This is a genomic window from Cryobacterium frigoriphilum (genome assembly GCF_004403305.1).
GTDB lineage: Bacteria > Actinomycetota > Actinomycetes > Actinomycetales > Microbacteriaceae > Cryobacterium > Cryobacterium frigoriphilum.
Genome location: NZ_SOHE01000085.1, coordinates 34528 through 46784, shown reverse-complemented (window position 1 = coordinate 46784; position 12257 = coordinate 34528). Strand labels below are relative to the sequence as shown.

Sequence of the window (12257 nt, the reverse complement as noted above, 5' to 3'; positions counted from 1 at the left end):
GCGCCGGCGCCGAGTAATCTCGGCCGGGCGCAGGTTCGGTACACGGGCGCAGGTTCGAACCTGCGCCCGCGTGCGCAACCTGCGCCACGAGGCCGACGGATGCCGCGCCCGGCCAGCCGCGCGCCCGCTCCCCTGAAAAACTGGCAAAATCGAGGGCAGATGTCCTGGAGGACCCACCCATGAAGCACGCCAACACCACGCGCCACAGTCGCACGCCCCGCACCGCCGCCCGCACCCGCACCACCGCCCGCACCCGCACCGCCGCCCTCGCCCTCGTCGCCCTGCTGGCGCTCACCGGCTGCTCCGGAACCGGCCAGCCGGACACGAGCGAGAACACCAGCGCCGACACCAACGGCAACACCGACCCCAACGCCGTCACCGGCACTATCGCGGTCGTCACCCACAGCACCCCCGGCGACAACTTCTGGGACGTCGTGAAGAGCGGCGCCGAGCAGGCCGCCGATGACCTCGACATGACCGTGACGTACCAGGGCGACGGCGACCCGGTCAAGCAGAGCCAGCTCATCGACGCCGCCGTCGCGAGCGACCCGGCCGGGCTCATCGTGTCGATGGCCAACCCCGACGGCGTGCGCGCCGCGGTCGAGAGTGCGGTCGCGGCGGGCATCCCGGTCGTCACGATCAATGCCGGTCTCGAGCAGTCCGCCGAGTTCGGCGCCCTCACCCATGTCGGCCAGAGCGAGTTTCTCGCCGGACAGGGCGCGGGCGAGAAACTCGCCGAAGCCGGGGCCAGCAACGTGATCTGCGTGATCCACGAAGCCGGCAACGTGTCCCTCGAACAGCGCTGTGCGGGAGCGGCCGACAAGCTCGGCACCGTCACCAATCTGCAGGTCGACATCGCCAACATCGCCGACGCCAAGAACACGATCAGCAGCAGCCTGCTCGCCGATCCGTCGATCGACGGCGTCCTGAGCCTCAACCCCGGCATCGCCGTGGCCGCCGCACAGGCCAACACCGATGCGGGCGGCACCGCGCAACTGGCGACCTTCGACGTCTCCGCCGACGTCACCGCCCTCATCGAAGACGGCTCGATCCTCTTCGCGCTCGACCAGCAGCCCTACTCGCAGGGCTACCTGCCGGTTGTCTTCCTCACCCTCCGCCTGCGCAACGGCGACAGCGTCGGCGGCGGCCAGCCCGTCTACTCCGGCCCCGGATTCGTCACGAAAGAGAACGCGGGGCAGGTCGCCGAGTTCGCGAGCCGGGGAACCCGGTGACGCGCCCACCGGGCCGCGCCGCGCCGCGAGAGCGGGTGAATCGCCGGTCAGACCCGCTCATACCGACGACTGACCCGCTCTCGCGAGAAGACACCCACCCCGCGGAGGACCGCGCCGGCGCAGTACACCACCTGGTGCGCCGCCCCGAACTCGGCGCCCTCGTGGCCGCGCTCGGCATCTTTCTCTTCTTTTCCCTGACCACGGATGTGTTTCTCTCGCCCGCCGGAGTGTCGACCTGGCTCTACAGCGCGAGCCTGTTCGGCATCATGGCCGTCGCCGTCGCGCTGCTGATGATCGGCGGCGAATTCGACCTGTCCGCGGGCGCGATGACCGGCACGACCGGCCTGCTCGTGGGCATCCTGACCACCCAGTGGGGTCTCAACGTCTGGATCGCAATGCTCGTTGCCCTCGCGGTGGCCCTCGCGATCGGCGCCGCGAACGGTCTCATCGTCATGAAAACCGGCCTGCCGAGCTTCATCGTGACCCTCGCGACGTTCTTCATCTTGCAGGGCGTGAACCTCGCCGTCACCAAGCTCATCACCGGCTCGGTCGTCATTCAGGGCATGGCGCAGGTACCGTTCTTTGACGCGGTTAAACACCTGTTCGGATCGACAATCCCCGTGCTCGGCCTCGACCTCAAGGTCGCCGTACTGTGGTGGTTTGCCGTGATCGCACTCGCGACCTGGGTGCTCATTCGCACCCGCACCGGCAACTGGATCTTCGCCGTCGGCGGCGCCCTGCCGAGCGCCCGCCAGATGGGCGTGCCGGTACTGAAGGTCAAAATCGGCCTCTTCATGACCACCGCCGGCGCCGGCTGGCTGGTCGGCATGCTCATGCTCTTCGACGTCTCCACCGTGCAGGCCACGACCGGCATCGGCCAGGAATTCGTCTACATCATCTGCGCGGTCGTCGGCGGATGCCTGCTGACCGGCGGATACGGATCGGCCGTCGGCGCCGCGCTCGGCGCCCTGATCTACGGCATGACGCTGCAGGGAATCGTGTTCGCGCAGTGGGACAACAACTGGCTCAAGGCCTTTCTCGGCGGCATGCTGCTGCTCGCCGTGCTCGTCAACCTCTCCGTGCGCAAGCGCGTCGGAGCCACAGCATGAGCGCGCTAGCCCCCGCTCCAGCCCCGGCCCCGATCCTCGAGGCACGCAACATCGGCAAATCCTACGGTCCGGTGCGCGCCCTGCACGGCGTGAACGCCACGATCAGCGCCGGCGAGGTGCTCTGCGTGCTCGGCGACAACGGTGCCGGCAAGTCCACGCTCATCAAGATCCTCAGCGGGGTTCACGCACACACCGAGGGCGAACTCCTCGCCCACGGCACCCCTGTCACGTTCGCGAGCCCGCGCGCGGCCCTCTCCCTCGGCATCACGACCGTCTACCAGGACCTCGCCGTCGTGCCCCTGATGCCGGTCTGGCGCAACTTCTTCCTCGGCGCCGAGCTCAGGTCCGGCCCCTTCCGCCAGCTCGATTCCCGACGGATGCGCCACCTCACGCACACAGAATTGGCCAAGATGGGCATCCGCTTACGGGATGTCGACCAGCCCATCGGTACCCTGTCGGGCGGCGAACGACAGTCCGTCGCCATCGCCCGCGCGGTGTACTTCGGGGCGAGTGTCGTGATCCTCGACGAGCCGACCGCGGCCCTCGGGGTCAAGCAGTCCGGAGTCGTGTTGCGCTACATCGCCCAGGCCAGAGACCGCGGCCTCGGCGTGGTCTTCATCACGCACAACCCGCACCACGCTTACCCGGTCGGCGACCGGTTTCTGCTGCTCGAGCACGGCACGAGCCTCGGTCTGTTCCCGAAAAACGAGCTGAGCCTCGCCGAGATGACGGCACTGATGGCCGGCGGCGCCGAACTCGAGGCCCTCGCCCACGAGCTCGAGCGCCCAGCCCCCGGCCCGGAGGCCTGATCCCGTCGCTACCTGTCGATAAGAGTCAGCTGTGAGCGAGCAACCCCGCACCCCCGCACCCCCGCACCCCCGCACCCCCGGGCGCACCTTAGATTCACGGGCGCAGTTTCTATACTGCGCCCGCGAATCGAACCTGCGCCGCGAGACAGACCGGGGCCAAGAGGCGGGGCCGGCCGGCGACATCCGCGTGGGCCAGCGAATGCCGCGCCCCTCGCCCCGGCCGTAGGCTGAACGGATGACTCCTCCCCGTGTGCTGATTCTGCTCGACGTCGACGGGGTGCTGAACCCGGTGGCGCAGCATCCGCGACTCGTGCTCAGCCCCGCCCGCGCGCTGCTCGTGCAGCGGCTCGCCGCGCTCGGCGACATCGTCTGGGCGACGACCTGGTCGCCGACCCACACCTTTCACCTCACCCGGGATCTCGAGCTGCCGAGCGCGACCGAGGGCATCGCCTTTCCGCGCGACCTGCACGTCGATCCGCGGGCGCCGGCCCCGACGCCGAAGCTGCACTGGATCGCGCGCTGGCTGGCCCGGCAAGACGAGCCGCCGACTGCCGTGGTCTGGATCGATGATCTGCTGCGCCCCGACGCCGTCGACTGGGCCGCCGCGCAGCCCTACCCGACACTGCTCGTGCACCCCGAGCCCCGCGTCGGCCTCGCGCCAGAGCACCTCGACGCGGTCACCGCCTTCGTCGCCGCCCTCTGAACCCGGCCCGTACCATTCGACGGAGTTCAGCTCGAAAACGCACGGTTTGGGCCCGGAATCGCGGATTCCGGTGCCACTCTCCGTCGAATGGTACGCGGCTCACGCAGACAGCGGATGCCGCCCTCGGCTACTCCGCGGCGCGCTTGCGACGCAGCATGGTCAGCACCACGACGAGTGCCACGCCCAGAATCAGCGCGCCGGCACCGGCCCAGATCAGCAGCACGGGAGCGTCGTAACCCGTTCCGGCGAGGCCGGAACCGGCATCCGCTGCGGTGACGGTGATCGTGGCCACGCCAACCGAGCCGGAAACCTGACCGGTCGCGGTGGTCGTGTATGAACCGGAGGCATCCGCCGGCAGGGTGACGTCGACGCTCGCGGCGCCGGTCGTCGTCGCGGACTTCACCAAGGTCACGGTCGCGGTGCGTATGGCCGAGAGGGTCACTGCCCCCTCGCCGTCGACGGCGAATGACACCGCTTCCCCGGCGGTGAAGGCGCCCGCGGCGAAGTCGACCGCGACGGTTCCGCCGGCGACGGGATTTCCGGAGACGCTGATGCTGTCGGCGGGCACGTAGCCCGACGCCTGCGCGGCCAGCGGCATCGTGAAGACAGCCAGGACTCCCAGGGCAATCGCTGCGAAAACACGTCGTGCCATGGTGGAGTCCCCTATATATACGTAGTTCAAGCGCAGATCGAGCCATTGTCTGTATTAGGACAGACTGCCCCCAGCTTAACGGGCACTGGCCTCGCCCCGAACCACGCCCCCCATCCGGCCGCCTGAACTATTGACAGGACATACTGTTGACCGTATCTTTTAGGGAGCGCTTCATCCAGGCGCGGCATCCGTCAAGGGAGACACCCGTGTGCGACACCACAGCGGCGGCAGCAACGCAGCCGGCCCCGACAGTCACGGCACCATGAAACTCGGTGTCTACAACGCGATCCTGCACGACCGCTCCCTGCCGGAGGCAATCGGCGTCGTCGCCTCACTCGGCCTCACCGGCCTCGAGATCAACTCGGGCGGATTCCTGCCGCCGGTGCACATCCCAAACCTGGACGAGATCATCGCGAACCCCTCGGCGGCCGCCGACTACCTCGCGATTTTCGAGGGCACCGGCGTCGAAATCGCCGGTCTCAACTGCAACGGAAACCCACTGCACCCGAATCCGGCCATCGGACTGAAGCATGCCCAGGACATCCGTCGTTCGATCAGGGCGGCGTCCGCGCTCGGCCAGACCCGAGTCGTGACGATGTCGGGGCTGCCGGGCGGCGAGCCGGGGGCGACGCGCCCCAACTGGATCGTGAACGCCTGGAACTCCGGCTCGCTCGATCAGCTCGACTACCAGTGGAACGTGGCGGCGAAACTCTGGTCTGAGATTGACCAGCTTGCGCGCGACCACGGCGTGAAGGTCGCCCTCGAACTGCACCCGCAGAACCTCGTGTTCAATCCGGCCGGCATCCGCGAACTCGTGGAGCGCACCGGCGCCACCAATATCGGCGTCGAACTCGACGCAAGCCACCTCTTCTGGCAGCAGATGGACCCGGTCGCCGTCGTGCGCAACCTCGGCCCTCTGGTGTTGCACGCGGCCGCGAAGGATATTCGTATGAACCCCGCCGCGGCCGTCTACGGCGTGCTCGACAACCGGTTCCGCAAGCTGCGCGCCGACGAAGATCGCACCAACCTCGGCGACGACGAATGGGGCAACGAGTGGCCGAAGGAGTCCGCGTGGGACTTCGTGGCGCTCGGCAAGGGCCACGACACCGCGTTCTGGACCGAGTTCCTGCGCGCCCTGCACGAGGTTGACCCCAACATGGCGGTCAACATCGAGCATGAAGACGTCTCCCTCGGCCGCATCGAAGGCCTCGAGATCGCGGCCACTGTGCTCAAAAACGCCGACGCCGTACTCGGCGCGACGCTCGCACCAGTTCCGGCGCATCGATAAGAGTCAGCCGTGAGCGAGGAACCCCTCTTTAGAGCCTCGCTCAGGGCTGACTTTTATCGACAAGCGGATGCCCCGCCTCCACCCTGCGAATGTGCCCCGCCCCCTATGGCGCCGCCTCGTCCATGAGCTAACCTCAACGAATCCACGAGCACCGATTCGTTGGGAGCCAGTCAATGACGCGTCACACAGCCGCGAGCCACGGCAACGGCACGCCCGAGTCCCCGTGCCGGCATGGCTGAGCGCCGCACACTCCGCGCCTGGTTCGCCGCCGAGGTCAGCGGCCCACTCGACGCCATGTACGACCACATCGACGCCACCATCGCCGGCGACCCGCCGGAGCCGGCAGCCCCGCCCCGCAGCACCGACGACCCCACGCGCCCGCCGGGCTAACCCCGCCCTACAGGCTGTCCTGCACCCAGTAGTCTTCACACTCGTCGGAGCACCAGCGCCGCATCCGGCTGTTCTCAAGGCCACGCCCGCACCGCACACAGCGGTTGCGGCGACGACGCCACCAGGCGCGCACCAGCGCGGCAATCTCATGAACCACCCCTTAAGTATGCCCCGCGCGCCGCGCGACCACCCCGCGTCCGGCCGCCGAACGAACTCGCTCCACAACACGCATCTGCGGGCACCCCATCGTCAGGTGCGCAACGTATGCTGTCCGAGTGCGCACACATCACGATCCGAAAACAGGGCGCCAAAGGGTGCTGAAGGCACTCGCCGTGGCGGCCGCACTCGGCGTCGTCACCCTGGCGGTGGTTGTTGTAGCAGCACAGCAGAGCACGTCGCAGGCCGAAACGCAGGAGTTGTCCCCGACGGCAACGCCGACCGCCGCGCCCATCTCCACCCCGGAGCCCACCCCCATCGTCTCCGCACCGGTGCCCGTGTCCGTGCTCGGCGACTCGCATGCCTCCGAGATCCATTCGTGGTGGCGCCTGGCCGTCTGGGACGCAACAACGCCCGGTATCGCGCGGGGCGCCTTCGCATCGCAGCCCGGCGCATCCGCCCTCGCGCTGACGGAGCGCATCGACGAGGCGACGGCACACGGCGGCTTCGTCATCGTTCAGGCCGGCACGAATAATCTGCTGGGCGATCAGGCGCCCTCGGCCACGGTGACCGAGCTCGAAGACCTGTGGGCGGCCATCCGCGCCCGCGGCGCCCAGCCCATAGCAGCGCTCGTTCCGCCGTCGACGCCCCGACCCGAGGCCGTCATCGAGCTCAACGAACTCATCCGGCAGAGCGCCGCGTTCCGCGCGATCCCCGTTCTCGACCTGTATTCCGTGGTCACCGCGGGCGACGGCAGCTGGGCCCCCACTCTCACCGCCGACGGCACCCACGCGAACCAGGCCGGCGCGCTGCTCATGGGCCAGGCCGCGAGCGAGCAGCTGCCCGGTCTGGTCCTGAACCAGGGCTGACCCCGCACTCCATCCACAAACGGATGCCCCACCCGGCCGCCCCCGTACCATTCGACGGCATCCACCCCCCGAAAACGGTCTTTCCCGGCGCAAAACACCCTTTTCGGGCCTGAACTCCGTCGAATGGTACGGCCCGTTCATCGGCCGTCCATGGTCGCGTCATGGACAACCCACAGGATGTCAACGCGTGCTCGCTCGCACGCCGACAATTGGGGGAATTGCCATGTCCGCACGGATCGCTGCGAAGCCGGTCATACCACGACGAACGTGCCTGAGCGCCGTTGCTCTGGTGGCCACCGCCGCCATCGCGCTCGGCACCTTCTGGGCGGTGCCGGCAACTCCCGCACACGCCGCCGCGAACGTGCAGTCCGCAACACCCCTCACCATCGACGGCATGAACCTCGATGCCGGCGGTACCGCGGTGATCAACGAGCTCGAGCGCACACAGGTCGCCCCGGGTTTGGTGCACGTGAAGTACGAGCGCCTCGACTCCAAGGGCTGGCAGCAGGTCAACATTCTCAAGGCCGAGCTCAGCGCCGAGACCGTGCGCGTGGGCTACCTAACCCCGCCGACCGTCGCCGGCGACGGCGCGACGGTCACCGAGATGACCGACGACGTCGGCGCCCTGGCCGGCATCAACCTCGACCGCTTCGACATCAACAACTCCTGGGCCGCGGCCGGCTGGGGTGTGCGCGACGGCGAGATCCTGAAGTCGGGCAACTCCGACGCCGCCCCCTCCATCGTCATCGACGAGAACGGCATGGGCTCCCTCGTCGACCTGCTGTTGCAGGGCACCGCCACGTTCGACGCTCAGTCCCTGCCGATCACGGGCGTCAACGTCTTCTCGATGCCGAGCGATGGCCTCACCCTCTTCAACGCGCAGTGGGGCAGCTTCTCCCGCACCCGGGTGCTCGCCGCCGGTGCCGGCATCGAGGTACAGATCTCGGCCCTCGACGGCTCGGTACTCTCGGTCTCCGACACCGTTGGCGCCGGACAGCTTCCCGACAATGTGATCGCACTCGTCGCCAACGCCGGCACCGCCGCCGCCACCCAGCTGGCCACCCTCGCCGCCGGCGACACCGTTCTCATCGACTACGCGGTCAACGCGGGCGCCCTCGAGGTGCGCGAAGCCGCCGGAGCCTGGCACCGCATCCTCACCGACGGTGTCGTCGAGCAGATCAACAACGCCGAACTGCACCCCCGCACCATGGTCGGTTTCAGTGCCGACGGTGCCACTGCCTACTTCGCCGTGCTCGACGGGCGATCCGCCACCGCACGCGGCATGACCCTCACCGAACAGGGCCAGTTCATGAAGGAGCTCGGCGCCGCCAACGCGACGAACGCCGACGGCGGCGGCTCCAGCCAGATCAACGTGCGCGAGGCCGGTGACGACTTCTCCACCGTTCAGAATTCGCCCTCCGACGGATACCCGCGCCGCGACGGCAATGGTCTCGGCTTCTTTCTCTCCCAGCCGAGTTCCGGCACCCTCACCGGTTTCAACGTCACCGCGCAGACCACCGGCGACCACGCCCTCCGCGTCTTCCCCGGCCTGCACCGCACCCTCACCGCCGACGGCCACGACGAGGCGAACGCGCCGGTCGAGGCCACCGGCACCACTTGGGCGACGGATGCCGCGAACCTCGCGACCGTCTCCGCCGACGGTATCCTCGCCGGAGTCACCCCCGGCCAGACCGCTGTGACGGCGACCAGCGGGGCCGCGACGGGTGAGGCATCCGTCGACGTGCTCGGCTCGTTGTCGCGCATCACGACCGCCACGCAGGTGGTCACCCTCGAGGCCGAGGGTTCCAGCACCGCACTGGACCTGGTCGGCCACGACGAGCAGGGTTTCACCGCCCCGATCGAGGCGGCCGACGTCACCGTCAGCAACTCGAACCCGGCCGCGTTCGCGGTCGAGGCTCAGGCCGATGGCCGTTTTCTGGTGACCGCGACCGCCACCGAGGGCACGGCCACACTCGCCTTCGCCGCCGGCGGTCAGAGCGTCGAGGTGGCCGTGTCCGTGCCGCTCGAGGTGCGCGTCATCGACGACTTCAGCGATATTTCGGGATGGACGACGGCACAGGATCGTGCGGCCGTTGGCTCGATCGAGGCAGGCGAGGGGCACGAGGGCAGCGCCAGCATCCGTCTCAATTACGACTTCACCGATTCGACCGGTACCCGGGGCCGTTACGCTGTGGCGCCCGGCGCGGTCAGCGGCGGCACCGGTGGCATCGACATTCCGGGCCGCCCGCAGAAGCTGTCGGTGTGGATCAAGGGTGACGGAAACGGATCGCTGCTGCGGCTGCAGGTCATGCAGGCCAACGGGGTACGCAACTGGATCGACGGTCCCGACGGGTCCCAGTCGCTGCACGCGACGTGGACCGGCTGGCAGCGGGTCGACTTTCTCGTGCCGGAGACCTTCACCTTTCCGCTGAAGCTCGAGCGCATTCGCGTGTTGGAGACCGTCGCAGCCAAGCAGTACACCGGCTCGCTCGAATTCTCGAAGATCTACGCCTATCTGCCGCCCGACGGCATCGTGGCACCCGACGTGGAGCGCCCGACCGACGCGATCGTGACCGAGACCGGCGGCACCGATGATGAAGAGCTGCGGGTCGCGGTCATGTCCGACGCGCAATTCGTCGCCCGCGACCCCGACAGCTACCAGGTCACCGGCGCCCGCACGGCCCTGCAGGAGATCGTCGCGGAACAGCCCGACGTGCTGCTCATCAACGGCGACCTGGTCGATGAGGGTTCGGCGGCGGACTTCGAGCTCGCCCGCGAGATTCTCGACGAGGAACTCGCCGGGGTCGAGTTTCCCTGGTATTACGTTCCGGGAAACCACGAGATCATGGGTGCCTCGATTGACAACTTTCGGGCCGCCTTCGGCGCCACGAGCAACGTCTTCGACGTCGACGGCACTCGCTTTATCACGACCAGTTCGGCGACGGGCCTGCTGCGCAGCGACTTCGCCCAGGTCAAGCAGACTCGCGAGCAGCTCGACGCGGCCGCCGCGGACCCGAGCGTGACCGGCGTGCTCTTCGTCTCGCACATGCCCACCAACGACCCGCTGCCGAGCAAGAGCAGCCAGCTCTCCGACCGCAACGAGGCCGCCATGGTCGACGACTGGCTGCAGGATTTCCGCGCCGAATCCGGCAAGTCGGCCGCCTATGTCGCCGGCCACGTGGGAGCCTTCCATACCTCCAGCATCGACGGCGTGCCGTATGTGATCAACGGCAACTCGGGTAAGGGCCCGGCGACCTCGCCCGATAACGGCGGCTTCACCGGCTGGACCATGCTCGGCATCGACCCCGCCCAGGGTGAGTGGGCCGACGCCACCGAGCCCTGGCTCGAGGTCGAGACCAAGCCGCGCATCGACGCCGGCACCCTGAGCCTGACCGCTCCCGAGTCGCTGATCGTGGGCGATGCCGGCCCCCTGTCGGCCGAGTTCCGTCAGGACTCCGGCCACGACGAACGCACCGTGCCGGCGGCCTGGCCCGTTTCCACCCAGTGGGCTGGCGCCGGGGTCTTCATCGGTGCGGCGACGGATGCCCCGGCCGGCACCATCATCGCCGCCGATCCCGAGGCGGGCACCGTCACGGCGGTGTCGGGCGGAACCGCCGAGTTGCGGGTGACGGTGCGCGCCGAGACGGTGAGTCAGGCGATCACCGTGTCCCTGCGCGAGTTAGATCTCGGTGATGCTCGGATCGATCTGACGGGTATGCCCAAGGTCGGCTCGCCCCTCACCGCGGTGCAGACCGGCTGGAGCACTCCAGAGGGCGCCGAGCTCGGCATCCAGTGGCTGCGCAACGGTGAGGCGATCACCGGCGCGACCGGCGCCTCCTACCTGCCGACGGCGACGGATGTCGACCAGACCCTGAGCGTGCGGGCGACCGTCACGCAGGCGGGCTACTCCCCCGCGGTGATTGCGGCGAGCGCCATGACCATCGGAACCGGCGACCTCGAGCTGCAGCAGGCTCCGACGCTCAGCGGAGCCGGTGCCCTCGGCGCTGCCCTCACCGTGGCGCCCGGCACGTGGAACACGGCGACCAGCATGACCTATCAGTGGCTGCGTGACGGCGAGGTCATCGCGGGCGCCGAAACGGAAACCTACACCGTGACCGGCGACGACGGCGCGCGTTCGCTGTCGGCCCGCGTAACCGCCTCGGCTGCGGGCTACGGTTCGGCGACGGTCACGACGGCCGCCGTGACCATTGACCGTGAGCCGCTCATCACGCAGCCGCGGTCGCCGCTCACCGACGCCGATCTCGTGGCCGGCAATGCCGGCGGGGTATCCATGAGGGTCGTGGCTGGCGTAGCGACGATCACCGTGCCCGGCAGCGGTGAGGGAGACTGGGTTTCGGTGCAGGGCTTCTCGGTGGCCACCCCGCTCGGCTGGCACCAGATCATCAACGGCGCGATCACGGTGGATGTCTCGGGATTCGCGCCGGGCGCCCACAAGATCGCGATCTTCGACCTGCGCAACGAGCTGGTCGGCTGGGCTCCGTTCGCGGTCGACGTTCCCGGCACACCGGCTCCCGCTGCGGCAGCCGGTTCACGCGCCACCGCGAGCGAGCTGTCGTCAACCGGGTTCGAAGCGGGCGACACCATCACCGCGGTCGTTCTGCTGTTGCTGCTTGGAGGCGGGTTCCTGTTGGTGCAGCGCCGCCGCCGCTCGGCCGCCACCCGGTAGGGCCCGGCGAGCACCTGCCAACCGTGTCGATAAGTGTCAGCTGTGAGCCCGGAACCCCCGTATAGCGGGGTCCCTCCCTCACAGCTGACTCTTATCGACAAGCGGATGCCCCGCCCCGACGCTGCCCGTAATTCGCCCCTCCCCCACCCCCTCGCCGGTTGAGCCGCGAGCTTGCGAGCGGTCGAAACCAAAGCAGGCCAACCCCGAAAGCCAGCCCACCAGGTTTCGACCAGCGCGCTCTGCGCGCAGGCTCAACCAGCGAGACCCCGCCGGTTGAGCCGCGAGCTTGCGAGCGGTCGAAACCCCGCAAGCAAACCCCGAAAGCCAGCCCACCAGGTTTCGACCAGCGCGCTCTGCGCGCA

The 12257-nt window shown here is 68.8% G+C and carries 9 protein-coding genes; 8 read left to right on the top strand and 1 reads right to left on the bottom strand.

From position 1 onward, the window contains the following. Positions 1 to 179 precede the first annotated feature (179 nt). From E3T55_RS18905 to E3T55_RS18890, 4 genes are all read left to right on the top strand, one after another. On the top strand, positions 180 to 1232 hold the full coding sequence (locus E3T55_RS18905) for a sugar ABC transporter substrate-binding protein (RefSeq protein WP_134521086.1): 1053 nt from the start codon (positions 180 to 182) through the stop codon (positions 1230 to 1232). After that, on the top strand, positions 1229 to 2341 hold the full coding sequence (locus tag E3T55_RS18900; RefSeq protein ID WP_241993152.1) for an ABC transporter permease: 1113 nt from the start codon (positions 1229 to 1231) through the stop codon (positions 2339 to 2341). Before E3T55_RS18905 ends, E3T55_RS18900 begins: the two co-directional genes overlap by 4 nt. Continuing rightward, positions 2338 to 3150 carry an ATP-binding cassette domain-containing protein gene (locus E3T55_RS18895; protein WP_134521085.1) on the top strand — a complete coding sequence of 271 codons (813 nt, stop codon included), beginning with the start codon at positions 2338 to 2340 and terminating at the stop codon, positions 3148 to 3150. Before E3T55_RS18900 ends, E3T55_RS18895 begins: the two co-directional genes overlap by 4 nt. A gap of 235 nt (positions 3151 to 3385) precedes the next feature. Further along, the gene (locus E3T55_RS18890; RefSeq protein ID WP_134521084.1) at positions 3386 to 3853 is read left to right on the top strand and encodes an HAD domain-containing protein; all 468 of its coding nucleotides are present in this window, start codon (positions 3386 to 3388) and stop codon (positions 3851 to 3853) included. 127 nt (positions 3854 to 3980) lie between these two features. Here the strand turns inward: E3T55_RS18890 and E3T55_RS18885 are convergent, their stop codons facing one another. Continuing rightward, on the bottom strand, positions 3981 to 4505 hold the full coding sequence (locus tag E3T55_RS18885; protein ID WP_134521083.1) for a hypothetical protein: 525 nt from the start codon (positions 4503 to 4505) through the stop codon (positions 3981 to 3983). A gap of 262 nt (positions 4506 to 4767) precedes the next feature. Between E3T55_RS18885 and E3T55_RS18880 the strand changes: the two genes are divergently transcribed. The 4 genes from E3T55_RS18880 to E3T55_RS18870 all read left to right on the top strand — a co-directional run bounded on the left by E3T55_RS18880 (position 4768) and on the right by E3T55_RS18870 (position 11895). Further along, complete coding sequence (locus E3T55_RS18880) at positions 4768 to 5793, top strand: sugar phosphate isomerase/epimerase family protein (protein WP_134521089.1); 1026 nt, start codon at positions 4768 to 4770, stop codon at positions 5791 to 5793. A gap of 231 nt (positions 5794 to 6024) precedes the next feature. Next, positions 6025 to 6183, top strand: a complete 159-nt coding sequence (locus E3T55_RS20395; protein WP_166791842.1) for a hypothetical protein — start codon at positions 6025 to 6027, stop codon at positions 6181 to 6183. A gap of 314 nt (positions 6184 to 6497) precedes the next feature. Further along, positions 6498 to 7208: an SGNH/GDSL hydrolase family protein gene (locus E3T55_RS18875; protein ID WP_134521082.1), complete on the top strand. Its 711-nt coding sequence runs from the start codon at positions 6498 to 6500 to the stop codon at positions 7206 to 7208. A gap of 223 nt (positions 7209 to 7431) precedes the next feature. Continuing rightward, complete coding sequence (locus tag E3T55_RS18870) at positions 7432 to 11895, top strand: phosphodiester glycosidase family protein (RefSeq protein ID WP_134521081.1); 4464 nt, start codon at positions 7432 to 7434, stop codon at positions 11893 to 11895. Positions 11896 to 12257 lie beyond the last annotated feature (362 nt).